This window comes from Mesorhizobium sp. B2-5-13 (assembly GCF_006440535.1).
Lineage (GTDB): Bacteria > Pseudomonadota > Alphaproteobacteria > Rhizobiales > Rhizobiaceae > Mesorhizobium > Mesorhizobium salmacidum.
On the sequence record NZ_VFUI01000007.1, the window covers coordinates 161,330 to 187,825 of the forward strand.

Annotated in this window: 25 protein-coding genes; 15 read left to right on the forward strand and 10 right to left on the reverse strand. The window is 63.1% G+C overall.

Annotated features, from left to right (window positions below; all coding sequences use genetic code 11):
• Nucleotides 1-145 precede the first annotated feature (145 nt).
• The 4 genes from FJ434_RS14525 (at nucleotide 146) to FJ434_RS14540 (ending at nucleotide 3,714) form a co-directional block, all read left to right on the forward strand.
• Nucleotides 146-757 carry a shikimate kinase gene (locus FJ434_RS14525; RefSeq protein ID WP_027143532.1) on the forward strand — a complete coding sequence of 204 codons (612 nt, stop codon included), beginning with the start codon at nucleotides 146-148 and terminating at the stop codon, nucleotides 755-757.
• Entirely contained in the window at nucleotides 754-1,890 is a 1,137-nt protein-coding gene (gene aroB, locus FJ434_RS14530) for a 3-dehydroquinate synthase (protein WP_140747976.1), read from the forward strand. The genes FJ434_RS14525 and aroB overlap by 4 nt, the downstream gene beginning before the upstream one ends.
• A 1-nt stretch (nucleotide 1,891) precedes the next feature.
• Entirely contained in the window at nucleotides 1,892-2,782 is an 891-nt protein-coding gene (locus tag FJ434_RS14535) for an HlyC/CorC family transporter (protein ID WP_140503354.1), read from the forward strand.
• Between the two features lie 164 nt (nucleotides 2,783-2,946).
• Nucleotides 2,947-3,714 (forward strand): alpha/beta hydrolase, encoded by a 768-nt coding sequence (locus FJ434_RS14540; RefSeq protein ID WP_140748143.1) that lies wholly within the window; start codon nucleotides 2,947-2,949, stop codon nucleotides 3,712-3,714.
• Between the two features lie 75 nt (nucleotides 3,715-3,789).
• On the opposite strand, the gene FJ434_RS14545 is transcribed toward FJ434_RS14540, so the two are convergent.
• Genes FJ434_RS14545 through FJ434_RS14555 form a run of 3 tightly spaced genes read right to left on the reverse strand, consistent with a single transcriptional unit; the run spans nucleotide 3,790 to nucleotide 8,626 of the window.
• Nucleotides 3,790-5,334, reverse strand: a complete 1,545-nt coding sequence (locus FJ434_RS14545; RefSeq protein WP_140747974.1) for a SpoVR family protein — start codon at nucleotides 5,332-5,334, stop codon at nucleotides 3,790-3,792.
• Between the two features lie 9 nt (nucleotides 5,335-5,343).
• Nucleotides 5,344-6,657 (reverse strand): YeaH/YhbH family protein, encoded by a 1,314-nt coding sequence (locus FJ434_RS14550; protein WP_140503348.1) that lies wholly within the window; start codon nucleotides 6,655-6,657, stop codon nucleotides 5,344-5,346.
• A gap of 19 nt (nucleotides 6,658-6,676) precedes the next feature.
• Nucleotides 6,677-8,626, reverse strand: a complete 1,950-nt coding sequence (locus FJ434_RS14555; RefSeq protein WP_140503346.1) for a PrkA family serine protein kinase — start codon at nucleotides 8,624-8,626, stop codon at nucleotides 6,677-6,679.
• A 318-nt stretch (nucleotides 8,627-8,944) separates the two neighbouring features.
• Between FJ434_RS14555 and FJ434_RS14560 the strand changes: the two genes are divergently transcribed.
• Nucleotides 8,945-10,498, forward strand: coding sequence for an acetolactate synthase large subunit (locus FJ434_RS14560; protein ID WP_140747972.1), 1,554 nt, complete (start codon nucleotides 8,945-8,947; stop codon nucleotides 10,496-10,498).
• A gap of 39 nt (nucleotides 10,499-10,537) precedes the next feature.
• Here FJ434_RS14560 and FJ434_RS14565 read toward each other — a convergent pair whose 3' ends face one another.
• Entirely contained in the window at nucleotides 10,538-10,840 is a 303-nt protein-coding gene (locus FJ434_RS14565; RefSeq protein ID WP_140712310.1) for a BolA family protein, read from the reverse strand.
• A 179-nt stretch (nucleotides 10,841-11,019) separates the two neighbouring features.
• On the opposite strand from FJ434_RS14565, the gene FJ434_RS14570 reads away from it, so the two are divergent.
• The 4 genes from FJ434_RS14570 (at nucleotide 11,020) to FJ434_RS14585 (ending at nucleotide 15,697) form a co-directional block, all read left to right on the forward strand.
• Nucleotides 11,020-11,649, forward strand: a complete 630-nt coding sequence (locus FJ434_RS14570) for a J domain-containing protein (RefSeq protein ID WP_032922426.1) — start codon at nucleotides 11,020-11,022, stop codon at nucleotides 11,647-11,649.
• 123 nt (nucleotides 11,650-11,772) lie between these two features.
• A complete protein-coding gene (gene cobS, locus FJ434_RS14575) occupies nucleotides 11,773-12,759 on the forward strand; it encodes a cobaltochelatase subunit CobS (protein ID WP_127276014.1) in 987 nt (328 codons plus the stop codon).
• 11 nt (nucleotides 12,760-12,770) lie between these two features.
• The gene (gene cobT, locus FJ434_RS14580) at nucleotides 12,771-14,669 is read left to right on the forward strand and encodes a cobaltochelatase subunit CobT (protein ID WP_140503340.1); all 1,899 of its coding nucleotides are present in this window, start codon (nucleotides 12,771-12,773) and stop codon (nucleotides 14,667-14,669) included.
• A complete protein-coding gene (locus tag FJ434_RS14585; protein WP_140747970.1) occupies nucleotides 14,666-15,697 on the forward strand; it encodes an esterase-like activity of phytase family protein in 1,032 nt (343 codons plus the stop codon). Before cobT ends, FJ434_RS14585 begins: the two co-directional genes overlap by 4 nt.
• 155 nt (nucleotides 15,698-15,852) lie before the next feature.
• Here the strand turns inward: FJ434_RS14585 and FJ434_RS14590 are convergent, their stop codons facing one another.
• The 3 genes from FJ434_RS14590 to rpmB all read right to left on the reverse strand — a co-directional run bounded on the left by FJ434_RS14590 (nucleotide 15,853) and on the right by rpmB (nucleotide 17,674).
• Entirely contained in the window at nucleotides 15,853-16,527 is a 675-nt protein-coding gene (locus tag FJ434_RS14590) for a hypothetical protein (RefSeq protein ID WP_140747968.1), read from the reverse strand.
• A gap of 3 nt (nucleotides 16,528-16,530) precedes the next feature.
• The gene (locus FJ434_RS14595) at nucleotides 16,531-17,214 is read right to left on the reverse strand and encodes a queuosine precursor transporter (RefSeq protein WP_140747965.1); all 684 of its coding nucleotides are present in this window, start codon (nucleotides 17,212-17,214) and stop codon (nucleotides 16,531-16,533) included.
• Between the two features lie 163 nt (nucleotides 17,215-17,377).
• Nucleotides 17,378-17,674, reverse strand: a complete 297-nt coding sequence (gene rpmB / locus FJ434_RS14600) for a 50S ribosomal protein L28 (RefSeq protein WP_027143515.1) — start codon at nucleotides 17,672-17,674, stop codon at nucleotides 17,378-17,380.
• A 257-nt stretch (nucleotides 17,675-17,931) separates the two neighbouring features.
• Between rpmB and FJ434_RS14605 the strand changes: the two genes are divergently transcribed.
• Genes FJ434_RS14605 through FJ434_RS14615 form a run of 3 tightly spaced genes read left to right on the forward strand, consistent with a single transcriptional unit; the run spans nucleotide 17,932 to nucleotide 20,434 of the window.
• Nucleotides 17,932-18,720, forward strand: coding sequence for a DUF3108 domain-containing protein (locus FJ434_RS14605; protein ID WP_140503335.1), 789 nt, complete (start codon nucleotides 17,932-17,934; stop codon nucleotides 18,718-18,720).
• Between the two features lie 44 nt (nucleotides 18,721-18,764).
• Nucleotides 18,765-19,763 carry a DMT family transporter gene (locus tag FJ434_RS14610; RefSeq protein ID WP_140747962.1) on the forward strand — a complete coding sequence of 333 codons (999 nt, stop codon included), beginning with the start codon at nucleotides 18,765-18,767 and terminating at the stop codon, nucleotides 19,761-19,763.
• Nucleotides 19,760-20,434 (forward strand): lysoplasmalogenase family protein, encoded by a 675-nt coding sequence (locus FJ434_RS14615; protein ID WP_140747959.1) that lies wholly within the window; start codon nucleotides 19,760-19,762, stop codon nucleotides 20,432-20,434. Before FJ434_RS14610 ends, FJ434_RS14615 begins: the two co-directional genes overlap by 4 nt.
• Here FJ434_RS14615 and FJ434_RS14620 read toward each other — a convergent pair.
• Nucleotides 20,431-20,850: a cupin domain-containing protein gene (locus FJ434_RS14620; protein WP_140747956.1), complete on the reverse strand. Its 420-nt coding sequence runs from the start codon at nucleotides 20,848-20,850 to the stop codon at nucleotides 20,431-20,433. The genes FJ434_RS14615 and FJ434_RS14620 overlap by 4 nt on opposite strands.
• 22 nt (nucleotides 20,851-20,872) lie before the next feature.
• Complete coding sequence (gene gloB / locus FJ434_RS14625) at nucleotides 20,873-21,640, reverse strand: hydroxyacylglutathione hydrolase (protein WP_140747953.1); 768 nt, start codon at nucleotides 21,638-21,640, stop codon at nucleotides 20,873-20,875.
• Nucleotides 21,641-21,813: 173 nt separating this feature from the next.
• Between gloB and FJ434_RS14630 the strand changes: the two genes are divergently transcribed.
• From FJ434_RS14630 to FJ434_RS14640, 3 genes are all read left to right on the forward strand, one after another.
• Nucleotides 21,814-22,602, forward strand: coding sequence for a methyltransferase domain-containing protein (locus FJ434_RS14630; protein ID WP_140747950.1), 789 nt, complete (start codon nucleotides 21,814-21,816; stop codon nucleotides 22,600-22,602).
• 142 nt (nucleotides 22,603-22,744) lie between these two features.
• A complete protein-coding gene (locus FJ434_RS14635; RefSeq protein ID WP_140503326.1) occupies nucleotides 22,745-24,562 on the forward strand; it encodes an ABC transporter ATP-binding protein/permease in 1,818 nt (605 codons plus the stop codon).
• A 100-nt stretch (nucleotides 24,563-24,662) separates the two neighbouring features.
• Nucleotides 24,663-25,466, forward strand: a complete 804-nt coding sequence (locus FJ434_RS14640) for a DUF1194 domain-containing protein (protein WP_181165924.1) — start codon at nucleotides 24,663-24,665, stop codon at nucleotides 25,464-25,466.
• A gap of 13 nt (nucleotides 25,467-25,479) precedes the next feature.
• On the opposite strand, the gene FJ434_RS14645 is transcribed toward FJ434_RS14640, so the two are convergent.
• Complete coding sequence (locus tag FJ434_RS14645; protein WP_140747947.1) at nucleotides 25,480-26,415, reverse strand: glycosyltransferase family A protein; 936 nt, start codon at nucleotides 26,413-26,415, stop codon at nucleotides 25,480-25,482.
• Nucleotides 26,416-26,496 lie beyond the last annotated feature (81 nt).

Sequence of the window (26,496 nt, forward strand, 5' to 3'; positions counted from 1 at the left end):
CCAATTCAAGGAAGAAGCGGGGCCCTGTTAGCAACTTCTGATGCGAGCGTCGCCCTGTCCATATCAGCCCAAGGCACTCGGCACGCTTGACGCAAACCGGCTTTTCATGTCGATACGCCGGCAAAGAGGGCCCAAGAAACAGCTGATGAACGCGTTACAGGCAAATCCTCCAGGCGAGACCCATGCCGCGCTGCTTGGCCGGCTGGGCGGCCGGTCCATTGTCTTTGTCGGGCTGATGGGCGCCGGCAAGACGGCGATCGGCCGCAAGGTGTCGACGATGCTTTCGCTGCCTTTCATCGACAGCGACCAGGAGATCGAGAGCGTGTCGCGGATGACCGTTCCGGAACTGTTCGAGCGCTATGGCGAGACCGAGTTCCGGGCTTTGGAACAGCGTGTCATCCTGCGCGTGCTTGAAAACGGCCCGCAGGTTCTGTCGACCGGCGGCGGTGCCTTCATGAACGCGCAGACGCGCGAGGCCATCGCCACGCACGGCGTGTCGGTGTGGCTGAAGGCCGAGCTCGACCTTCTGATGGACCGCGTTTCCAAGAAGCAGAACCGGCCGCTTTTGAAAAGCGCGGATCCCCGCGCCGTGCTGGAGCGGCTGATGGGGGAACGCTATCCGGTCTATGCCACCTCTGACATCACCGTGCCGACCCGCGACGATCGCAAGGAGGTCATCGCGGCCGAGGTGCTTGAGGCGCTGTGCCGGCATTTCGGCATCGATGCGATAGCCGCGACGGGCGAGGTCGATACATGAGCGCGGATCAGCCAGTCACCGTCGAAGTCGGTCTGGGTGACCGGGCCTACGACATCTTGATCGGCTCGGGCCTGCTGTCGCGCGCCGGCGCCGAGATTTCGCGCCGGCTGCCCGGCACACGCGCCGCCGTCGTGACCGACGAGAACGTCGCCGCCGCGCATCTCGATACGCTGAAGGCCGGGCTCGAGAAGGGTGGTATCTCGCCGGCCGTCATCACGATGCCGCCCGGCGAGAAGACCAAGAGCTTTGCCCATCTCGAGGCGGTGGTCGATGGCGTCCTGGCGGCCAGGCTGGAGCGCGGCGACGTCGTCATCGCGCTTGGCGGCGGCGTCATCGGCGATCTCACCGGTTTTGCAGCCGGCATCGTTCGGCGTGGCATGAATTTCGTGCAGGTTCCGACCTCGCTTCTGGCGCAGGTCGATTCCTCGGTCGGCGGCAAGACCGGCATCAACAGCCCGCGCGGCAAGAACCTCGTCGGGGTCTTCCTCCAGCCCAGGCTGGTGCTGGCCGACACCGAAGTGCTCGACACGCTGCCGATCCGCGAATTCCGCGCCGGCTATGCCGAGCTTGCCAAATACGGGCTGATCGACCGGCCGGAATTCTTCGGCTGGCTGGAAGCGAACTGGGAAAAGGTGTTCGCCGGCGGACCGGAACGGGTCGAGGCCATTGCCGAGGCCTGCCGCGCCAAGGCCGATGTCGTTGCCCGCGACGAGTTCGAGACCGGTGACCGCGCTTTGCTCAATCTCGGGCACACATTCGGCCATTCGCTGGAAGCCGCCACGCAGTATGACGGCGCTCGCCTTGTCCATGGCGAAGGGGTGGCCATCGGCATGGCGCTGGCGCACCGGTTCTCGTCGCGGCTCAATCTCGCCAGCCCCGACGACGCGGCCCGCGTCGAGGCGCATCTGCGTGCCGTCGGGCTGCCGTGGCGGATGGCCGATATCCCGGGCGAACTGCCAGATGCCGAAGCCCTGCTTTCATTCATCACGCAGGACAAGAAGGTGTCGCGCGGCGCGCTGACCTTCATTCTGACGCGCGGCATCGGCCAGGCCTTCATCGCCAAGGACGTGCCGGCCTCGGAAGTGCTGTCGTTCCTCAGGGAAAGCCACCCAGCCAGCCGGAAAGCCGGCTGAGATGGACACTGGCTGGGTCGTCGTCGCCGTCCTTACCATTGTCGTCGTGCTGGTCGCTGCCGTGCGCACACGCCTGCTTGCCATGTTCGGCTATGAACTGTCGCGCATCGAGCCGCCGCGCTCGAGCCAGGACGAATTGCGCGGCGCGGTCGACGATTTCCGCCGCGACGGGCAGATGGTGCGCGAGGACCGCGACCGCATCGGCGGTCTGTTCGATCTCGAGGAGCTTGAAGTGTCCGACGTCATGGTCCACCGCACCAACATGCGCTCGGTCAATGCCGACAACGCGCCGGAAGCGGTGGTGCGCGAGATCCTGCAGAGCCCGCATACCCGCATGCCGCTCTGGAAAGGCTCGCTCGACAACATCGTCGGCGTGCTGCACGCCAAGGATCTGCTGCGGGCGCTGAACGAGGTTGGCAACGATTTTTCGCAGATCGATGTGATGAAGATCGCGTCAAAACCCTGGTTCGTGCCCGACACCACGACCTTGCAGGAACAGCTCAATGCGTTCCTGCGCCGCAAGGCGCATTTCGCCGTCGTCGTCGACGAATATGGCGAGGTCGAGGGGCTGGTGACGCTGGAGGACATCATCGAGGAGATCGTCGGCGAGATCGCCGACGAGCACGATGTCGACATCCAGGGCGTCAAGCAGGAGGCCGACGGCTCCGTCGTGGTCGAAGGCACGGTGCCGATCCGCGACCTCAACCGGGCGCTCGACTGGAACTTGCCTGACGAAGAGGCGACCACCATAGCCGGCCTCGTCATCCACGAGGCGCAATCGATCCCCGAGGAGAAGCAGGCTTTTACGTTCCACGGCAAGCGCTTCGTCGTCATGAAACGCGACAAGAACCGGATTGCCAGGGTCAGGATCCGGCCGGCCGGCGATAGTTGAGCGGCTCAGTGCTTGATGGGATCGCCGAGCCGCTCTACCGCTACGCACTTTTCCTGGAGTTGCTCTTGAGCCGTCGCCTTATCGATCCTCACTGGAACTCCCGCCCGCCGGGATGCATTCTTTCGCCGGTGACGATCGATCGGCGAACCCTGCTCCTGGCTTCGATGTCCACCTTGTTGCCTGCCGGCGTGTTGGCGGCACAAGACAAGCCATCGCCCGAAACCTTCGACTATGGTCCCGCCAAGCTCGACATCTATGCGCCCGATGGCGCTAGAAACCTGCCGGTGGTCTTCTTCGTCCATGGCGGCGCCTGGCGGTTCGGCAAACGCAGCCAGGTAAACGCCAAGCCGGCCTTCCTGCTCGCCAACGGCTTCTGTTTCGTCTCCATCGACTACCGCATGCTGCCGCAGGCGGATGTCGCCACCCAAGCGGGCGACGTCGAGAAAGCCTATGCCTATGTCAGGGCCAACATCGCCCAACATGGCGGCGACCCCAACCGCATCGTCGGCATGGGCCATTCGGCCGGCTGCCATCTGATTGCGTTGACCGGCATGCGCGGCGAATTGCCCGGCGTTGCCGGGCTGCTTCTGGACGATACCAGAGCCTATGATCTTGCCGCCCTCGCCAAAAATGGCGGCATGGTGCGGGCCTATTCTCGGGTCTTTTCCGATCCTTCGCAATGGGCGGTGCTGTCGCCGGCGAGCTATGTGGATGGTCGCAAGCATCCGCCGACGTTCATCGCCTATTCTCGCGCCGATGGTCGCGGCGAGCAGTCCACGGCCTTTGCCGAGCGCCTGCGCGCCAGCGGCACTGATGTGACGCTGTTCGACGGTAGCGCCTATACGCACACGTCGATCAACCGCGACTTCGGCGAGGGTGATGATGCGCTGACCATAGCGGCGCTGGCGTTCCTGAAATCGAGGGTCGGCTGAGCTCACCCAGCCTGCCCGCGGAGCATGTTCCACTCGTTCCGCTCGACAGCCTACGATGCGGCCCGAGGCCGAAACTCAGCAGTCATTGCTGGAGCGTTCGTTAAGTGTCGCACCGGTTTCGGCGTCGACCGAAGCCAGGCTGACTTCGTAACCCCAGAGGCTCCGGATATGGCGCAGGGTCGCGTCGCGGCTGCCGTTGTCGAGCAGTACGCCCTCCTTCACCTTGTGCTGGAGCCGCAAATGCCGGTTACCGAGCAGGTCGACGTCCACTACCTGGATATCTGGCCGGTTCGCCCCGATGTCGTAGCTCTGGGCCAGCGCGGCACGTATCTTTCGGTAGCCGCGCTCGTTGTGTATCGAGGCGACCTCGTAATGCGAGTCGTCGGCTTGGTCGGCCAGGACAAACATCCGCCATTTCCGTATCAGGGCTGGGCTGAGGTGCTGGCGGACGAAGGATTCATCGCGGTGATTGGCCCATGCGTCCAGCAGCACGTCGCGCCAGTCACCGCGGCCCGCAATGTCGGGAAACCAGTCGCGGTCCTCCGCCGTCGGCTCGATCGAAATGCGCTGGATGTCCTGCATCATGTCGAGGCCGAGCGCGTATGGGTTGATACCGGAGAACCGGGGGTCGTCGAAGGCCGGCTGGAAGATCACATTGGAATGGTTGCGCAGGACCTCGAGCATGGCGCCCTCGCTGATCTGACCGCGGTCGAACAATGCGTTCATGAGGGTGTAGTGCACGAAGGTGGCGCAGCCTTCATTCATCACCTGCGTTTGCCGCTGCGGATAGAAATACTGCGCAACGACACGCACGATGCGGATGATCTCGCGCTGCCACGGCTCCAGGACAAGGCTGTTCTTCTCGAGGAAATAGAGCAGATTTTCCTCGGGCAGGTTGAGCGATTTCTTCCGCTCCGTCAGGCCCTCATCCTTCTTCTCCGTCTTGCTGGCGTCATGTGAAGGAGGCAGCGTGCGCCATAAATCGTTGTAGGAGCGCTCTTCGTATTCCAGGCGCTCGCGCAGCCCTTCACGCTGCCGCTCGGACGACAGCTTTGGCGGCCTGTGGTATCGGAACACGCCTTGCTCCATGAGCGCGTGGGCACTATCGAGAATGCTTTCCACGGCTGACAATCCGTGCCGCTCCTCGCATCGGGCAATGTAGCCCTTGGCGAACTCCAGGTAGCTCAGGATTCCCCCGGCGTCGGTCCACTGCTGGAAAAGGTGGTTGTTCTTGAAGAAATGATTGTGTCCGAGCGCCGCATGCGCCGTCACCAGGGCCTGCAGGGCCATGGTGTTTTCCTCCATCAGGTAGACGATGCAGGGATTGGAATTGATGACCAGTTCATAGGCCAGCCCCCGGCCGCCCTTGCGGTAGAGAAAGTCCTGGTACAGGAAATGCTTGCCGAACGACCAATGACGATACATCAGCGGCATGCCGACCGATGAATAAGCGTCGAGCATCTGTTGCGAAGAAATGATTTCCATCTGCACCGGATAGGTGTCCAGCTTGAGCTCCTCGACGGCGATTGCCGCGATCGCCTCATAAGCCTGCGACAATTTCTGGAAATCCCAGTCGGATCCGGAAAAGAGCAAACCCGGTTTGCTGGCTGTCCTGGCCATGGTTTCCCCTCAGGCACTCTTCCGGAGCGCGGGCTGTTTGGCAAAGAGCTGACGAAAGACAGGATAAATATCGGCGGCCGTGGCTATTCGGCTCATCTGGAAGTTCGGCCAGTTTGACTCAATGGCGCTGTAGGCCCGCCAGAGCGACGTCCCGTTTTCGGTCGCGCCGAAGATGTGGCTCTCGCGTTCGTCGATGATCTCGACATAGGCGAAATACTGGCACAGGCGCATGAGCTTGCCGTTCAGCAGGGCGATGCAGCGCTCGGAATCGGTGGCGAAATTGTCGCCGTCCGAGGCCTGGGCGGCGTAGATGTTCCACTCGCTCGCGGGATAACGCTGCTCGATGACGCGATGCATTTCCTCGAGTGCGGTGGAAACGATGGTGCCGCCGCTTTGCGTGCAGTAGAAAAAGGTTTCCTCATCCACCTCCTGCGCTTCGTGCGTGTGGCGGATGAAGACGATTTCGGTGCGCTCATAACGTCTTTTCAGGAACAGGTGCAGCAGCACGAAGAAGCGCTTGGCAAGGTCCTTCTCGCGCTCGCCCATCGAGCCCGACACATCCATCAGGCAGAACATGACCGCTTTCGCATTCGGCACCGGGCGCGGGTCGAAGCGGTTGAACCGGATGTCGACCGGGTCGACGAAGGCAATCCGCCGGCGTCGGCGCTCCAGCCGCTCGATCTCCTCTTTGAGGGCCGCGACGCGCTCGCGTGTCTGAGCATTGGGCGGTGCGGCCTCCAGCGAGGCGAGGTCCTGCAGGATCGCATCTACCGCCGCTTGCTTGGGGCGCCTGAGCGCAATGCGGCGGCCGTGGCTGTTGCGCATCGTGCGGCCGACATTGATGTTGGTCGGCGAACCGGTGGCCGCGAAACCCGCCCGGCGTGGCTTGAAGGCAAGGATCTCCTTGAGATTGAGCTTCACCAGGTCGGGCAGTTCGAGATCCTCGAAGAAAAGATCGAGCACCTCCTCGCGCGACAGGACGAAACGAAAGTCGTCCTCGGACGCGGTGTTTCCCGGTGACGAACCGCCCTTGCCTCCGCCCTGGCCAGGCTTGGGGATCAGATCACCCTGGGCGAATTGCCTGTTGCCCGGCAGAATGTGCCGGCGCCGGCCGGTGTCCCTGGCGTCGTTGAAGGTCGGCTCGCCGGTGCCTCTCTCGGGCATCGGCACGACATGGTCCGCGTCCACGTCGGCGATCCGCCCAGCGCGGATCTGGTCGCGAATGCTGCGCTTGAGTTCCTCGCGGGCACGCCTGAGGAAGCGCTGGCGATTGCCAAGGCTTTTGTCCTTCGGATTGAGGCGACGGTCGATAAAGATCGGCATGCAACCATTCGGGCTGCTCTCAGCCCGCCTTGTTCACCCGCATGTACCAATCGACCAGCCGGCGGACCTGCCGTTCCGTATAACCGCGCTCCACCATCCGCTGGACGAATTCACTGTGCCGTTTTTCGGTGACGCTGTCCTGCTTGGAGCCGAAGCTGATCACCGGCAGGAGGTCCTCGACCTGGCCGAACATGCGCTTTTCGATCACCTCGCGCAGCTTCTCGTAGCTCGTCCATGACGGGTTGCGACCGTGGTTGCGCGCCCGGGCACGCAGCGTGAACTTCACCACCTCGTTGCGGAAATCCTTCGGATTGGCGATGCCTGCCGGCTTTTCGACTTGCGACAATTCGCTGTCCAGCACCTCGCGGTTTAGGATTTGGCCGGTATCGGGGTCCTTGTAGTCCTGGTCCTCGATCCAGGCATCGGCATAGGCGATGTAGCGGTCGAACAGGTTCTGGCCATATTCGCTATAGGACTCCAGATAGGCCTTCTGGATTTCGTGGCCGATGAACTCGGCGTAACGGGCGGCCAGTTCCGACTTGATGAATTCGAGATAGGCCGCTTCCATCTCCTTCGGAAACTGCTCCCGCTTGATCGCCTCTTCCAGTATGTACATCAAATGCACCGGATCGGCGGCCACTTCCGCGGTGTCATAGTTGAACGTCTGTGACAGGATCTTGAAGGCAAAGCGCGTGCTGACGCCGGTCATGCCTTCGTCGACGCCGGCGGCGTCGCGATATTCCTGGACTGACTTCGCCTTCGGGTCGACTTCCTTCAGGTTCTCACCGTCATAGGCGCGCATTTTGGTGTGCAGCGGCGAATTGTCGTGCTCGGCAAGGCGCGTCGATACGCTGAACCGGCTGAGGATGTCCAACACCTCGGGCGCGCAGGGGCTGGCGGCCAATTCACTCTCGCGCAGCAGTTTTTCGTAGATTTGCCTTTCTTCGGTGATGCGTAGGCAATACGGCACCTTGACCACGAGAATGCGATCGAGAAACGCCTCATTGTTCTTGTTGTTCTTGAACTGTTGCCACTCGGATTCGTTGGAATGGGCAACGATGATGCCCTGGTAGGGAAAGGCACCGAAATTCTCGGTGCCGTTGTAACTGCCTTCCTGGGTCGCCGTCAGCAATGGATGCAGCACCTTGATCGGCGCCTTGAACATCTCGACGAATTCGAGCAGACCCTGCGTCGTCCGGTTCAGTCCACCGCTGTAGGAATAGGCGTCGGGGTCGGACTGGCTGAAATTTTCCAATTGCCTGATGTCGACCTTGCCAACCAGGGCTGAGACATCCTGATTGTTCTCGTCGCCAGGCTCTGTCTTGGCAATGCCGATCTGGCGCAGCCGCGACGGCATCAGTCTGACGACGCTGAATTTGGAAATGTCGCCGGACAATTCGTCGAGGCGCTTGGCCGCCCATGGCGAGATAAGCCCGTTCAGGCGGCGCCGGGCTATTCCGTATTTGTCCTCCAGGAGATCGCCCATGCGATCCGGATGGAACAGGCCAAGCGGCGATTCGAAAACCGGACTGATCTGGTTGCCGACCTTCAGCGTGTAGATCGGGCGCTCCTCCATCAATTTCTTCAACCGTTCGGCCAAGGAGGACTTACCGCCGCCGACCGGGCCTAGGAGGTAAAGGATCTGCTTGCGCTCCTCGAGGCCCTGAGAGGCATAGCGGAAATATCCGGCGATGCGCTCGATCGTATCCTCCATTCCGTAGAAATCGGAAAAGGAGGGATATATCTTGACGGTCCGGTTCGAGAAAATGCGGCCGAGCCGCTCGTCCTTGCTGGTGTCGACCAGGTCAGGCTCGCCGATCGCCTCGACCATTCGTTCCGGCGCCGAGGCATACATCGACTTGTCCTCGCGGCAGGCAAGCAGATATTGCTGGAGACTTATCTCCTCCTGGGCGGCGTTTGCATAAATTTCCGAAAACAGGTGGAAGACGTCGGATGGGTTCTCACGCATGATCATTGCCTTCAGAGCCATTCTGGCGGGGCCCACACATTCAACTGCGGGAAGGCATTGTTTGTTCCGTCGACGCGCGTGCATCTGGCATCAAAATCCTGGCATCGCTCCAGCCCGAATGGCTGCCTGTCCTGATTGAGCGCTCGCAGCGTCCGCGGAGACTCTTGCGATCTGGAGATCGACCGCGATTTCGGCAGGGATGGAGACATGCTGACCGCCGCGGCGCCCTGTGGCTGGATCATGCCAAAAGCGGCGGCGGGATATTGCCGTGCGGACATCCGCGGGTGCAACTGCTCTTCGTGAATGGGAGAAATTTGCATGAATGGCGCCGATGTTCTGTGCGACGTGCTGCTGGCCAATGATGTGAAGGTGTGCTTCGCCAATCCCGGCACATCCGAAATGCATTTTGTCGCCGCGCTCGACCGTAAGCTCGAGATGCGTTGTGTGCTTGGCCTGTTCGAGGGCGTGGTGACCGGTGCGGCCGACGGCTATGCGCGCATGACCGACTGTCCCGCCGCGACGCTGCTGCATACCGGGCCGGGGCTGGCCAATGGTCTTGCCAACATGCACAACGCCCGGCGCGCCATGAGCCCGATGATCAACATCGTCGGCGACCACGCCTCATACCATTTGCCACTAGACGCGCCGCTGACCAGCGATATCGAAGGCCTCGCGGCGCCGATGTCCAACTGGATTCGACGCATCGAAGGGCCCGCCGATGTCCAGCCGGCCACGGAGGCGGCCTTTCGCGCCTCGCTGACGCCGCCCGGCGTCACGACGCTGATCCTGCCGGCTGATGCCGCATGGGGCGACGCCAACGCGGTTTCGCCCGGCAAGGTGGAACTCGCATCGCCGCCAGCCGTCGGCATGGAGGCCGTGCGAACGATCGCTACCGCGATCCGCGCGACTCCGGGCCGTGTTGGCATGGTCGTCCGGGGGCGGGCGGCACGGGCCGATGCTCTTGAAATCGCCGGCCAGATTTCGACGGCCTGCGATGTCAGGCTGTTCAGCGAGGTCCTGATCGCCCGGATGCAGCGCGGGCGCGGGCGTGTCGCGCCGACGCGCATCCCCTATCCGGTCGACGCGGCGACGGCGATGCTCAGGGATATCGACGTCCTTGTGCTGGTCGGCGGAAAGGAGCCGGTCGCCTTCTTTGCCTATCCGGGAAAACCGGGACGGCTTGTCCGTGATGACTGCCAGGTGCTGACGCTCGCAGCCCATGGGCAGGACTTGCATGCGGCGCTCGAAGCGCTTCGCGACGAACTGGGCGTCAAGCGGTCACAGCTGACGGCGGTTGCCAGTGCCTTCCCTGGCGAGGCAACGCCGAATGGCCGGCTGACGGAAGATGCCATTGCGCTGTCCGTCGCGAGAAAGCTGCCGGCCGACGCGATAGTCTGCGACGAGGCCGTCACCTCGGCGCGACGTTTCTTCGCGCTGTCGGCCTTTGCCGCGCCGCATGATTACATGATGGGCACGGGCGGGTCGATCGGCGGCGGCATTCCGCTGGCGACAGGTGCGGCGATCGCCTGTCCCGGCCGCAAGGTGATCAATCTCGAGGCAGATGGCAGCGGCATGTACACGGTGCAGGGGCTATGGACGCAGGCGCGGGAACATCTCGACGTCGTGACGATCGTCTTTTCCAACCGCACCTATGCGATCCTGCATGGCGAGATGCGTAATGTCGGCGTGAACGCGATCGGCGAGAATGCTAGGCGCATGCTCGATCTCGACCATCCGGCGCTGGACTGGGTTTCGCTGGCCAAAGGCATGGGCGTGGAGGCGGCGCGTGCGGATAGCTGCGAACGTTTCGACGCGCTGCTCGACGCTGCCTTGTCTCGACCGGGGCCGTTTCTGATCGAAGCGGTCATTTGAACGCAGCGTGAGAGGCGCAGGGCTGGCTCGCAGCTTGGCCTACCAGCGCGTCTGTTCGCCGGGCGCCGCGGGCTCGATCGCCAGGGCGTGCACGCCCGCTTTCAACTCGTCGGCCAGAAGCTGGTTGACGGCGCGATGACGGTCGATGCGGCTCATGCCCGTAAAACTCCGAGAGACGATGCGGACCCGGAAATGCGTCTCGCCGGCGCCGTCGAATTCTGTGTGGTGACCGGATTCCATGTGATGATGGCCGGCGTGGAGATGGCTTTCGTTGAGGATGACGAGCCGCTCGGGCGAAAATGCCTTGTTGAGCTTGTCTTCCATGGTCGCCTGTATGGACATCGTCTTTTCCCTTCACCACATATGGCTGGCTCGCCGCCATGAAAACCGAAAATCGGTTTCACCAGGCCGCCGACGTACAACAAAATCGGTCATTCGCCCGCTTTAAGCCGCGATTCAGCGGTTAGGGCGATGATCGCGAAAATGTCAATTCTTGTTTCGCATCTGCGAACGCCCCATAAATGGGTGAGATGAAGCCGTATCCCAAATATTTCGAGAAGATTCGCGTCCGTCCAGACAAGGACGCGGAGGTGAAGGCGCACGCGCCGATTTGCCAGTGGGATGGCTGCAAGGAGGCGGGCACGCATCGCGCGCCTGTCGGGCGCATGAAGGAGGGCGAGTATTTCCGCTTCTGCTTCGACCATGTGCGCGAGTACAACAAGGGCTTCAACTACTTCTCCGGCGTGCCGGACACCGAGGTCGCCCGCTTCCAGAAGGAAGCGATGACCGGCCATCGGCCGACCTGGAAGATGGGCGTCAACGGCGCCTCGACACGCTCCTCGCCCGATATGGCGCAGATGCGCTCCGGCCGCGCCGGCTACTACAACCGCATGCGCGACCCGTTCGACCTGTTCAAGGGGCCGAAGGATCCGCGCGAGGCACGCGAGCGCAAGGCCAAGCCCCTTGAGGCCAAGGCGCTGGAAACGCTTGGCCTTGATACAAAGGCGACTGGCAAGGACATCAAGGCGCGCTATAAGGAACTGGTGAAGCGTCACCATCCGGATGCGAATGGCGGCGACAGAGGTTCGGAAGACCGGTTCCGCGATGTGCTTCAGGCCTATCGCGTGCTCAAACAGGCAGGCCTGTGCTGAGCGACCCCATGGTTTGTGTCGTTTTCCAACTTTCATAAGGTTGGAAAAGGCTCTAAGACCGCCCCCGAACAAAATGGATTGCCGGCGCAACGCGACGTTTCGCCCGTGGAGACGTTGAGAGATATGAACAAGGTCGATCGCGACATCGCCAATCTGCCCGACACGACGGTGTCGGTGAAGGAGAAATTCGGCTTCGAGTCCAAGATGGTGGTGCCGGCCTATTCGGTGACATCAGAGCATGTGCCCGACATCGATCCCGACTATCTGTTCGACAAGGCGACGACCTTGGCGATCCTCGCCGGCTTCGCCTACAACCGCCGCGTCATGGTCTCGGGCTATCACGGCACCGGAAAATCGACCCATATCGAACAGGTCGCCGCCCGCCTCAACTGGCCGTGCGTGCGCGTCAACCTCGACAGCCATGTCAGTCGTATCGATCTTGTCGGCAAGGACGCGATCGTCGTCAAGGACGGCCTGCAGATCACCGAATTCCGCGACGGCATCCTGCCCTGGGCCTACCAGCACAATGTCGCGCTGTGTTTCGATGAGTATGACGCCGGCCGTCCGGATGTGATGTTCGTCATCCAGCGCGTGCTGGAATCGTCCGGCCGCCTGACGCTGCTCGACCAGAGCCGGGTCATCCGCCCGCATCCGGCGTTCCGCCTGTTTTCGACCGCCAACACGGTCGGGCTGGGCGACACTACCGGCCTTTATCACGGCACCCAGCAGATCAATCAGGCGCAGATGGACCGGTGGTCGATCGTCACCACGCTGAATTATCTGCCGCACGACAATGAAGTGAACATCGTGCTCGCCAAGGCCAAGCATTATCGCGACACCAAAGGCAAGGACATCGTCAACAAGATGGTGCGCGTCGCCGACATGACGCGCTCGGCCTTCATCAATGGCGATTTGTCGACGGTGATGAGCCCGCGTACCGTCATCACCTGGGCCGAGAATGCCGAAATATTCGGCGATGTCGGCATGGCGTTCCGGCTGACCTTCCTCAACAAGTGCGACGAGCTGGAACGTTCGGTGGTCGCCGAGTTCTACCAGCGCGCCTTCGGCCAGGATCTGCCAGAGAGCGCGGCCAACGTGGTGCTGGGCTAAGCAGAGCCTCGATGGCGGGTCCAGGCGACAACACGCGCAATAAGTCGAAGACGGGGTCTGAAGCCGACAGCTTCAAGCGCGCCGTCACCGTCTGCATGCGCGCCATCGCCGGCGACAAGGAGATGGAAGTCGGCTTCGCCAAGGACAGGCCGGCGCTGGCGGGCAGCCGCGCGCGGCTGCCCGAACTGCCCAAGAAGGCATCGAAAGCCGACATCGCGATCACCCGCGGGCTCGGCGATTCCATGGCGTTGAAGCGCGCTTGCCATGATGTTCGCATCCACAGCAAGCTGGCGCCCGAAGGCAAGGCCGCCCGCGCCATCTACGATGCGGTCGAGCAGGCTCGCGTCGAGGCGATCGGCAGCCGCGCCATGCAGGGCGTCGCCGACAATATCGGCTCGATGCTTGAGGATAAATACACCAAGGCCAACCTCGTCGACGTCAAGGACAAGGCCGACGCGCCCATCGAGGAGGCGCTCGCGCTGATGGTGCGCGAAAAGCTGACCGGCCGGCCGGTGCCGAAGAGCGGCGAGCGGCTGGTCGAACTCTGGCGGCCCTGGGTCGAGGAGAAAGCCAGAGCCGACCTCGACGGCCTGTCGGAAAAGCTCGAGGATCAGCAGGCCTTCGCCCGCGTCGTGCGCGAGATGCTCGCCTCCATGGAAATGGCCGAGGAACTCGGCGACGACCAGGAGACCGAAGACTCCGAGGACAATGACGACAACCAGCCGCAAGGCGAGGAACAGAGCGAGGAGGGCGGCGAAGACGATTCCGGCTCCGAGCAGTCGCAGTCCGAGGATGCCGAGGCGTCGGCAGACGACGAGCAATCGGCGGAGACCGAAGCCTCCGACGCAACGGCCGACGATCTGTCCGACGATGACGATGCCGACGCCGAGACACCCGGCGAGGCACGCCGCAACGACAATCCCTTCACCAATCTGCCGAAGGAAATCGACTACAAGATCTACACGTCAGCTTTCGACGAGACGGTTGGCGCCGAGGAGCTTTGCGAAGAGGAAGAGCTCGACCGGCTGCGCGCCTTCCTCGACAAGCAGCTCGCCAATCTGTCGGGCGTCGTCGGTCGGCTCGCCAACCGGCTGCAGCGCCGCCTGATGGCGCAGCAGAACCGGTCCTGGGATTTCGACCTGGAAGAGGGCTATCTCGACCCGGCGCGGCTGGTGCGCGTGGTCATCGACCCGATGCAGCCGCTGTCGTTCAAGCAGGAGCGCGACACCAAATTCCGCGACACGGTGGTGACGCTGGTGCTCGACAATTCCGGTTCGATGCGCGGCCGGCCGATCACCGTCGCCGCCACCTGCGCCGATATCCTGGCGCGCACGCTGGAGCGCTGCGGCGTCTCGGTCGAGATCCTCGGCTTCACCACGCGGGCATGGAAGGGCGGGCAGGCGCGCGAGAAATGGCTGAAGGACGGCAAGCCGCCGAACCCCGGCCGGCTCAACGATCTGCGCCACATCATCTACAAGTCGGCCGACCATCCTTGGCGGCGGGCGCGGCGCAATCTCGGCCTGATGATGCGCGAAGGCCTGCTCAAGGAAAACATCGACGGCGAGGCGCTGCTGTGGGCGCACAACCGGCTGATCGCCCGGCCCGAACAGCGCAAGATCCTGATGATGATCTCGGACGGCGCGCCCGTCGACGATTCGACGCTGTCGGTCAATCCGGGCAATTATCTCGAACGCCATCTGCGCGCCGTCATCGAGCTGATCGAGACGCGTTCGCCGGTCGAACTGCTGGCCATCGGCATCGGCCATGACGTGACCCGCTATTACAGGCGCGCCGTCACCATCGTCGATGCCGAGGAACTGGCCGGCGCCATGACCGAGCAACTGGCTTCGTTGTTTGCCGAGGAAAGCGCGAAGGATACGCGGCGCGGCGGCACACGACGCGCCGGATGATCCTTTCGCGGCGCGGGCTTCGGGACACGCCTTTCGCCGCCATCGCCTTGCTTGCCGGCATGGCTTCGGCGCCAGCCGGTTCGGCCGGCTCGGCCGCAGTTGAGCCTGTCGCAATCTCGGCCCGCCCGATCACCGAATTCCATATTGGCGGTACCGACAAGCAGTTTGGCCAACTCGAATTCGTCGGCGGGCTGGAGATGACCTCGCCATCACACGATTTCGGCGCGCTGTCGGCCTTCCGGTTTCTGAAAGCCGGCAGCGATTTCATCGGTGTGGCCGATACCGGTTACTGGTTCTTCGGCTCCGTGGCCCGAGACGCCGACGGGCGACCCGTCGGCATCCAGAAATTTCGCATGCAGCAAATGGTCGACCAGAGCGGCCAGCCGATCGACGAAAAACGGGAAATCGATGCCGAGGGCCTCGCGGTCAAGGACGGCATTGCCACCGTCGGTTTCGAGCGCAACCACCGCGTCGTCCAGTTCAGGATCGACCCGGACAACATGAAGGCGCCGTTCAGGCAGCTGGATTTCCTGGTGCCGGCGGGGGACCTGCGGCAGAACCGCGGCTTCGAGACAGTCACCCATTCAAATGCCAACGGCCAGCATCGGGGCGGCCTTGTCGTGGTCTCGGAAAGGAGCCTCGACAAGACCGGCAACATCTACGCCGCCATCATCGAAGGGCCGCGCAAGGGCGTCTTCACAGTCAAGCGCAGCGGCGATTTCGACATCACCGACGGCGCCTTTCTGCCCGATGGCGACCTTTTGCTGCTGGAGCGCAGCTTCACCATGACGGGCGGCGGCCTCAAGATGCGGCTGCGGCGCATTTATGGAGAGAGCGTCGAGAAGGGCGCCGTTGCCGACGGGCCGGTGCTGCTGCAAGCCGACATGGGCTACCAGATGGACAATATGGAAGGGCTAGACGTCTGGACCCGCGATGACGGCGCGCTGATGGTTTCGCTGATCTCCGACGACAACCAGTCGATCCTGCAGCGCAATCTCTATCTGGAATTCATTCTGCACCAGGATTGAGTGGCAGCTCCGCCGCGACGCCTATTGGCGATTTGGTCCATGCGTTGGCCATCCCAGCGTTCTCCCTGACAGACCACTAAATCTGAATGAGTTTATCGACCATGACCGTGTTCAGCGGTCAAACTAGCCCCGGCTGCCGACGATCTTGGTCAAGATCATGAGGCTTTGGTGGCTATCCAAATGACATGACGCGCGCCGCGCTTGCCGTTGGCGCGCGTGTTGACTTCCTCGACGGCGAAAGCTGCCTGTTTCAGCCGCCGCGTGAAGCCGGCATCAGGTCCCTGCGACCACACCGCCAGCACGCCGCCCGGCTTGAGGGCGGTACGCGCGGCGGAGAGGCCAGCCACGCTGTAGAGGGCGTCATTGCCTTTGTGGACGATGCCCTCGGGGCCATTGTCGACGTCGAGCAGGATGGCGTCCCAGGCTCCGGCCCCGGACCGTATCAACTGGCCGACATCGGTTTCGCGGATGGTGACGCGGGAATCATCGAGCGACCCGGCGAAAATCTCGGCCATTGGGCCGCGCGCCCAGGCGACGACGGCCGGCACCAGTTCCGCGACAACGACCTCGACATTGTCGCCCAGTTCGGCGAGAGCAGCGCGCAGCGTAAAACCCATGCCAAGCCCGCCGATCAGGATCTTCGGCTGCCAATGGCCCGCAATCCTTTGGCAGGACAGTTTCGCCAGCGCTTCCTCGGAGCCGTTCAGCCGGCTGTTCATCAGCTCGTTGGTGCCGAGCATGATCGAGAATTCGGAACCGCGCCGTTTCAGCCGCAATTCCTGCTGGCCGTCGGGCGTTTTCGCGGACTCCAGCTGGATCCAGGGAATCACCGCTTAGGCCGCGGCAATGGCCGGCTGGCTCCAGCGGGCGGCGAGCAGCCGGTAGGGAATCAGTGCCACGACGGCGATGATCAGCTTCACGCTGAGGTCGCCGAGCGCCCAGGACACCCAGCGCATGGCATCGACATGAAACACGCCCATCAAGGGGGCGCTTTCGAGCGCGAAACTATCGCTTGGACCGACAAAGGCAAAGGCGGCCGAAAAAGCCACACTGAAGAACACGACGGTGTCGAACACCGATCCGACCAGCGTGCCGATGATCGGTGCCCGCCACCAGCTCTGCCGACGCAGCCGGTTGAACACGGTGACATCGAGCAACTGCGCGGTCAGGAAGGCAGCGCCCGAAGCGGCCGCGATGCGCACCAGCCGGTCGGCTGATGTCTCGAACTCGATCAGGCCATGACGGAACAGGAAGGGCGGGACCAGGATCGAGCACACCACCGCCGTCATGAAGCCGACAAAGACGATCCGGCGCGCCACGGCAGGTCCGTAGCGGCGGTTGGCAAGGTCGGTGACCAGGAAGGAAAAGGGATAGGTGAAGGCGCCCCAGGTCAAAACGTCGGCGAGCGACAGGCCGCCGATCTGGCCCCGCATGGGGAACTGGACGAGGATGTTCGAAGCCACGACGACAAGCGCCATGGCGGCCACAAAGGGCAGGTATCGCGAAAAGGAAGACATTTTTTTATCCTGGGTAATGGAACCAGCGGAGCGTTTTTGCCGAAAACCGGATCACGCTCGCTTCGTAGTCGAGCATCGGGTTGTCGAACCTTGCGGATCTATCCGATGCTCAGTGGCCAACAAGAGGTTGGCCAGGGCGGTTTTCCCCCGCCTGAGAGACGAATTAAGCGGCAGCCTGTTCGGCGGTTTTCTTGGCGATCTGCTTCTTCAAGAGACGCGCGCGCTGCGACAGCTCCTTGACGTCGGCCTTGGCCAGGAAGGCATCGAGGCCGCCGCGATGTTCGACCGAACGCAGCGCGTTGGCAGAAATGCGCAGGCGCACATTCTGGTTCAGCGCTTCCGAAATCAGCGTCACATTGACGAGGTTCGGCAGGAAACGACGCTTGGTCTTGTTGTTCGCGTGGCTCACATTGTTGCCGGTCTGGACTGCCTTGGCAGTGAGTTCGCAGGTGCGGGACATGGTTCTAACCTTCAGTTCTCTCGTGGCCTGCCAAACTTTTGTGCCCACGCGGGTGGCGCGCGGTTCTGGTCAGGCGGCCTTATGGAAAAGTTGGCGTTCCTTAGTTGCATTTCACCGGGGCGTCAAGCTCCGGCTTCCCCACGGAAGCGCCCGGCATTTCATATTAAGGCCGGATTTCACCCTATAAGCGGTCTCACAGGGACATGCCAGACCGGAGTCGCCCGCCTCCGGCCGAAAATCAAGGATCCGATCCCGCCATGCCTCGTTCGTCTCACGCGCTTGTTGCCGCGCTTGCCGTCGCCTTGCCGTCCGCCGCGTCCGCTGCCTCGCCGCAGTCGTTCAAGGGCGAGTACACGGTGTCGTTTCTGGGTCTCTCGATCGCGAGGTCGACTTTCTCCAGCCACTATGAGAATGGCGCCTACGCGATCGAAGGCAGTGTCTCCGCGGCGGGTCTCGCCAAGCTGTTCGACGACACGCGGGGCACGATCTCGTCCAAGGGTACGATCTCCGGGCAGAAGATGGTGCCGGAGGCATTCCGTGCCGACTACACTTCCGGCAAGAAGGCATCCTCGATCGACATTCGCTTTACCAACGGTAACGTGACCTCGACGCAGGTCATCCCCGCCCCCGGCAAGCGCGACCCCGAGGCCTGGGTGCCGATCGGCGCCGGCGACCTGGCATCGGTGCTCGATCCGATGGCCGCCACCGTCATCCATGCCGACAGCCTGGACCAGGTCTGCGGCCGCAAGGTCAAGTTCTATGATGGCGAGATGCGCGCGGACCTGACACTGACCTACGCCTCGAAAGGAACGATCTCGGTGCCGGGCTACAAGGGCGACACCGTTACCTGCCAGATGGGTTTCGAGCCGGTGGCGGGCTATCGCAAGGGCCGCAAGGCGCTCAACTACCTCAAGAACAAAAGCCGCATGATGGTGACGTTTGCACCGCTTGGCCAAACCGGCGTATATGCGCCGATCCACGCCACGGTCGGAACGCAGATCGGTACCTTGACCATCAGCGCCAGGCGGTTCGAAGCAGTACAATAAGGCACGCCACCGGGGACAGGATGGGACGCGCCACTGGAGACAAAATGGGGCGCGCAACACTGATCGGCTTTTCGGCGGTCGCCATGTGGGCGTTGCTTGCGTTGCTGACGGATGCGTCCGGCAAGGTGCCGCCATTCCTGTTGTCGGCGATCACTTTCTCGATCGGCACAGGCGTAGGGCTTGTCGCGCGACTGTTCATGCCGGCCACAGATAGGAGCCAGAAAATCCCTCCCCAGGTCTGGGTGGTCGGTATTGCTGGCCTGTTCGGTTACCACTTCTTTTATTTTACCGCACTGCGCAACGCGCCGGCGGTGGAGGCGAGCCTGATTGCTTATCTCTGGCCACTGCTGATCGTGCTGGGCTCGGCGCTGATGCCGGGCGAAAAACTGGCTTGGAATCATGTCGTCGGCGCGCTGCTCGGCCTTGCCGGCACCGTGCTGATCGTCACCAAGGGCGGCAGCTTGGCCTTCGACGCGCGCTATGCCTTCGGCTATACCATGGCCGCCGTCTGCGCCCTGCTATGGTCGTCCTATTCACTGCTGTCGCGACGTTTCCCGTCGGTGCCGACCAGCATCGTCACCTGGTTCTGCGCGGCAACCGCCGTGCTGTCGCTCGCCTGCCACCTGGCGCTCGAGGAAACAGTGCTGCCTGACGGCGCCGGCCAGTGGTTGGCCGTGCTCGGGCTAGGCCTGATGCCGGTGGGCGCTGCCTTCTATGCCTGGGACATCGGCGTCAAGCGCGGCAACATCCAGGTGCTGGGTGCCGCAAGCTACGCGGCACCGCTTTTGTCGACGCTGGTGCTGATCGCGGCCGGTGCCGCCGAGCCTTCGTTGCGCATTCTGGCCGCCTGCGTGCTCATCACGGGCGGCGCGGCGCTGGCGGCAAAGTCGCTCTTCTTGCGCAAGCCAGCGGCGACCGGGAGCGGAGCCAAGGCATCCGAAAGCGGAGCCAGGGCATCCGAAAGCGAAGCCGGGGCATCCGAAAGCGGGGCCGGGGCATCCGAAGGCGGAGCCAGGGCATCCGAAGGCGGAGCCAGGGCATGACGATGCCGTTTGCCGGCGGCATCGACGCCAATGCCAATGCAACGCTGATCTTTTCGCTGGTGGCGGCGGTGATCTATGCATTCACGCTTGGCATGCGGCCGACGCTGGCCCGCTCGGCGGCAAAGACGCTCGCCGTGGCCATGCTCGCCGTACTCGCCGCAATCCAGGGCGGCCCGCTGCTGCTGGTCGCCGCCCTTGCGCTGAGCGCGGTTGGTGACGCCTTCCTGTCGCGCGACGGGGAAAAGGCATTTCTCGGCGGGCTGGCGAGCTTTCTCGTCGCCCACATCATCTATGCCGCGCTGTTCCTGCGTAGCGGTGGCGGATTGGAGTTGCTTGCCGCCGAATCCTGGCTGGGCGCGATTGCACTGGCCATGGCGGTGTTCGCGATTGTCATGCTGGCGGCGCTCTGGCGCCGTGTCGGTCCCGGCCTGCGTAGTCCGATCGCGGCCTATATCCTTGCGATCCTGGCCATGGGCATGTCGGCGCTGACGACAAACAGTAGCTGGGTGATCGGCGGCGTGGTGCTGTTCATGGCATCGGACGGGCTGCTCGCCACGGAGAAATTCCTGGTCGCCGCCATATCACCGCAGCGTGCCTTGATGCGCCTCGCCGTCTGGGTGCTGTACTACGCCGCCCAGTTCGCGATTACCCTGGGTTTCCTGCTGGGTTAGGGCTGCCAGCCCGGCTCGGCGAGTTCGAAGGCGGCGAAATCGAAACCCGGCGCGACGGTGCAGCCGACCAGCGTCCACTCGCCCAGGCTGCGCGCGGATTGCCACCAGCCTGCCGGCACGACGATTTGCGGCCGTTCGCCCGCCGCGAGGTCGATGCCGAGAACCTGCTCGATAATGGCGCCGCCTTCTTCCCACATCGACAGCGCCAGCGGGGCACCGGCATAAAAATGCCAGACCTCGGCGGCGTCCCTGACCCGATGCCAGGCCGAAAGCTGGTGCCGTTCCAGCAGGAAATAGATGGCGGTCGAATGACCCCGCACGCCGCCGGCTTCGTCACGAAAAGTTTCCGCGTACCAGCCTCCTTCCGGATGCGGCTTCAGTGCGAGCGTTGCTATGATATCCGCGGAACTGGTCATCGGCAGAAAGCCAACACGGCGCTCAGAAATTGTCCTTGCGCTTGCGGAGCTCGGCGAAGACCTCGGCATCTCCAGCCTTCTCCATGCCCAGATGCTTGCGGATTGCCGGATCGTGCCAGCGCAGGAAGGGATTGGTCGACAGTTCCTCGCCGATCGTCGTCGGCAGCGTCGGCTTGTTGTCGACCCGCAGCGCCTCGATCCGCGCGGCACGCTCCTTCAAGGCCGAATTGGTGGGGTCGACGCTCAGCGCGAAACGGGCATTGGCGAGCGTATATTCGTGGCCGCAATAGACTGTCGTCTCGGCCGGAAGGGCCGCGAGCTTCTTCAGCGATTCGTACATCACCGGCGGCTTGCATTCGAACAGCCGGCCGCAACCCAGCGCGAACAGCGTATCCGCGGTGAACGCCACTTTCGATGCCGGCAGATGGTAGGAGACATGGCCGGCGGTATGTCCGGGCGTGGCGATCACCTCGATGCGCTCATCGCCGAGATGAAGGATGGAGCCTTCTTCGACGGTTTCGTCGATGCCGGGAATCTTGGCCTTTTCCGCCTCCGGGCCGACAATGCGCAGCTTGAAGCGCTCCTTGAGCGCCAGATTGGCCTCGACATGGTCGACATGGTGATGCGTGGTCAGGATCATCGTCGGCGTCCAGCCGGTGCGCTTGATCGCGGCGAGGATCGGCGCCTCCTCGGGCGCGTCGACGATTGCGGTCTGGCCGCTTTCGGGATCATGCACCAGCACACCGAAATTGTCGGTGCGGCACATGAACTGTTCGATTTCGACCGGCATCGCATCTCTCCATTTACCGCTGCAGACATAGGGTGCCGCTGCGTGAATGTCATCCCGGGTGTCAAAGCGAATGACATCCGAATGTCATCCTGGAATGTCAAATTGACATCCGCCGTGCCGCCCGCTGTGGACCTTTTGTTGAATCCGCCCGACATCACGGCTACATCCCTGACATGCACTCCGACATCGTCGACCTTCGCTCCTTCTATTCGACAACGCTCGGCCGGTTCGCCGAGCATTCGATAACCATGGCGCTATCGTCGATATGGGCCGCGGTGCCCAATGAGCGGCTGGTCGGTCTCGGCTATACCTTGCCCTGGCTGGAGCGCTTCGGCTCCGACGCCGAGCGGGTCTTCGCCTTCATGCCGGCGACCCAGGGCGCCGTGGTTTGGCCGGCGACGGGGCCGACGGCAACGGCACTGGTCTTCGACGAGGAGCTGCCGCTGGTCGATTCCTGCATCGACCGCATGCTGCTCGTCCATTCGCTCGAACATGTCGAGAACCCGCGCGAGACACTGAACGAGATCTGGCGGGTGCTGTCGCCGGCGGGGCGCGTCGTCATCGTCGTGCCCAACCGGCGCGGCGTCTGGGCACGCTTCGAACATACGCCGTTCGGCAACGGGCGGCCTTTCTCACGCGGGCAGCTCACCGAGCTGCTGCGCGAGGCGAATTTCACGCCCGCCGCCTGGTCCGATGCGCTGTTTTTCCCGCCATCGCGACGGCGCTTCATGCTGCGCTTCCACAATGTGCTGGAGCGCGCCGGCCGGCGGCTGTGGCCGATCTTCTCCGGCGTCATTGTCGTGGAAGCGCAGAAGCGACTTTATCAAGGCGTGCCGGTGGCCCAGCGCGCGTCTCGTCGCGTCTTCGTGCCGGTGCTGTCGCCACATGGCGCGACACGGCTCGGCCGGCGGGCCGAGGGTAGCGGTACGGCACCGTCGGCTCGGCAAGCGACACCGTCGTGATCGCGATGGAAACTTGCATCGCGCGGCATCTTTCCGACCTATCTGTCGTGCTGGGCTCGCAAAGTGGTTGAGGGGATGCCGCCGTCGGCGCTCTTCATCTCATCCGGTTTCAGCTTCGCTACTTAACGCAAGGACTTTGGCTATGGCTGATCAACTGGACAATCAGGCCACCGTTCAGCCGGTCGCCGTGGTCAGCAGCCTGCGCGATCAGGTGGCGGCGATCAAGCGGGCGCTGATAGAATCGCCGGTTCGCAAATGGTTGCTGTGGACGTCGGCCGGCATCATGGCCGTCATCGTCGCGACGTCGATTGGCCAGGTTCTGCTCAATCGCTGGAACCAACCCTTTTACGACGCGCTCGCGCGCCGCGACATGGCCGCCTTCCTGCATCAGCTTCTCGTCTTTGCCATGATCGCTAGTGGGCTGCTGGTGCTCAACATCGGCCAGACCTGGCTCAACCAGATGATCCGGCTGAAGTTGCGCGAGGCGCTGACGCTGGATTTGATCGACCAGTGGATGCGGCCGGCGCGTGCTTTCCGGCTGGCCAATGCCGGCGCCATCGGCGTCAATCCCGATCAGCGCATGCAGCAGGATGCCGCGCATCTGTCGGACCTGTCGACCGATCTTGGTGTCGGCCTGCTGCAGTCCTTCATCCTGCTGGTGTCTTTCGTCGGCGTGTTGTGGGAGCTGTCTTCGGGTTTCGTGTTCCACATTGGCGGCTGGTCGCTGGCGATACCGGGCTACATGGTCTGGGCGGCGTTCCTCTATGCCGGCACCGCCTCCTGGCTGAGTTGGCTGGTCGGGCGGCCGCTCATCCGCCTCAACAGCGACCGCTACACGCGCGAAGCGGAGCTGCGCTCCTCGATGGTGCGCGTCAACGAGAATGTCGATGCCATCGCGCTGTACCGTGGCGAGAATGATGCCAAGAGACGGCTCGAACTCGACCTCGGCACGGTGCTGGGTGCCATGCGCCGCATCTACACCGCCCAGATCAACCTGTCCTGGGTAACCGACACCTATGGCTGGATCACCGTCGTGGCGCCGATCCTGGTCGCCTCGCCGGTCTATTTCTCGGGCGATATCAGCTTTGGCGGCCTGATGATGGCGGTCGGCGCCTTCAACCAGGTGCATTCGTCGTTGCGCTGGTTCATCAACAACATCGGCAGTATCGCCGACTGGCGTGCCACGCTGATGCGTGTCGCCGACTTCCGCATCGCGCTCGATGAAACCGATGTGCTGCACGACAAGGAGAAGCGTATCTCCTTCGATCAGAACGCCAATGGCAGCCTGACGTTGGAGAAACTCCAGGTGGCCTCGCCGGAGGGCTGTACGAAGCTCTCCGACCAGCATGTCGAAATCCATGCCGGCGAGCGTGTGATGATCACCGGCGAGCCCGGCGCCGGCAAGACGCTGTTCTTCCGCGCCATTGCCGGCCTGTGGCCGTGGGGGAGCGGAAAGATCGGCATGCCGGCGGGAGAAGCCCCCATCTTCGTGCCTCGTGTCCCGTATTTCCCGGCTGGCACGCTGCGCGAGGTTCTTGACCATCCCTATGGTGTTGCTCCTGCAAGCGATGCAGAGATCTCGGCGGTGCTTGGCGAAGTCGGCCTCGGGCGGCTGTCATCCTCGCTCGACCGGTCGGCCCGCTGGGAGCGGGAGTTGGGCGATGACGAACAGCGATCGCTCGCCTTCGCCAGGCTCGCCTTGCGGAAGCCGAAATGGGTGGTTATCGATGAAGCGATGGATGCATTCGACGGCCCGTCGCTAAGGCGCGTGCTGTCGCTGCTGGATAAGCATCTGAAGGACGCCGCGATCATCAATATCGGACGCGGCCTGCACAACAATCAGTTCTTCCCGCGGTCCCTGACGATCGTGAAGGATACCGGCGCGCCCGCCCTGAAACCCGCCCCCGTCCGGGCAGGTGCGATCGAACCGCCGCCAGTCGCCGTACGGCGCAAGGCATAGAACAGCCGGCATTCGGACCGGCCGGGCGCGCGCCTGCCACAAGCTTTATTTCGCCGTGATCGCAAGCGATGTTGCGATCGAAACATCACTTGTGCTGGCCATGCTTGATACGATGAGCCTGCTTGCCTGCCTGGCTTGCGCCGAGGCCGCTCCGGTTCCTTCGGCGCCGGATACGCTGACCGTCGACGTCGAACTGGTGCTGGCGGTCGATATCTCCCTGTCGATGGACGAGACCGAGTTCGCCCTTCAACGCGCCGGCTACGTCGAGGCGCTGAGGCATGCCGATTTCATCGAGGCGGTCCGTTCCGGCCATACGGGCCGCATTGCGCTCGCCTATTTCGAGTGGGCCGGCACGGTGCGCGACGACGCGGTCATCGGCTGGCAGATCATCGACGGCGCCGAGAGCGCCAACAGCTTTGCCGACAAGCTTGCGGCCCGCCCCTTCCGGAGTTTCCGCGGCACCTCGATTTCAAGCGCGCTTGCTTTCGGCACCGAGCTTTTCGACGGCACCAATTTCGCGGGCGAACGCAGCGTCATCGACATATCTGGCGACGGCCCCAACAATATCGGGCCGCCGGTCACCGTGACGCGTGATGCGGCCATTGCCAAGGGCATAGTCGTCAACGGCCTGCCGATCCTGATCAAGCCATCGCCGACCTTCAGCCATCTCGATCAGTATTATGCGCAGTGCGTGACCGGCGGACCTGGTTCCTTCGTGCTGCCGATCCATGCGGCCGCCGAATTCTCGACGGCGATCCGGCGCAAGCTGATTCTGGAAGTCAGCGGCATTCAGGACAAGCCCAAAATCACGCCTGTCGAGATGGACGCCCCGATCGACTGCCTTCTGGGGGAACGGGACAGGCGGTTCCTGTCGGATCCCTATTTCCCGGAACTGGACCGATAGGCCTGGCCGCGGGTCAGGCAGGCCGGGCGCCAAACTCGTTGCGGAACGTGTTGAAGAGATCGCGGCGCCAGCGCCGGCCCTGGACATAACCGTTGACCAGTTCCGGCAAGGAGTAGCCGAGCGCCTTCGACGACCGATTGGCCATATAGCCCTCGAACGCCTCCGGTATCCGGCCCCTGAGAATATCGGCGATGATCTGCCGTGAGATCATGTAGGGCGGAATGTGCGGGTAGCAGCGGGCGATATGCGGGTGCTTGCCCATAAGATTGGCATAGGCTTCGACATAGCCTGTCCTGCGGCCCGAAATCGAATTCTCCGAATTGTATTTCGTCCAGTCGATATCTCCCGACAATTGCGCGCCGAACCGCTGCGCGAGGCGCAGCAGCAACTCCCGGTCCTGCATCCGGGTGATGTCGCTGTCATAGCCGCCAACCGCCAGCAGGGCCTCGCGGCGGGCCGATATCGCCGAGCCGGCGATGAAGATCGTCTGCGCCACAAGCGTGCGCTCCAGTACCATGGAACTCACGAATGCCTCGGGATTGATGCAGTTGGTGGCGCGGCCGCTCTTCAGCGAGACGTATGAGCTCAGCAATACTTCGAGCGACGGATCGTCATCGAACCGGGCCAGCGTGCGCTCAAGCCGGTGCGGCAGGTAGACGTCGTCGGAATCGAGAAATGTCACCACGGGGGTCCGCGCACGTTCGATGCCGGCGTTCCTGGCGGCGTTGGCGCCGCGCCATTTCGCGCCGACATAGATCAGCCGCGGATCGCTGATGCGGGCGAGCGCCGCCTCGGTTCCGTCGGTCGAGCCATCGTCGACGACGATATGCTGGAACCGCGGCATGCTCTGGGAAAGCACGCTTTCGACGGCGCGGAGCACCGTTTCGCGCCGGTTGTGGGTCGGTGTGATGACCGTGATGAGGGGCGCCTGCTCCGTCTTCCCGGTCATATCGCGTCAGCCGTCTTGAACGCAAAAACACACTTCGCGCCAGGTCCTTTGATCTTCAGGATGGTTGAACGGATCGGACTT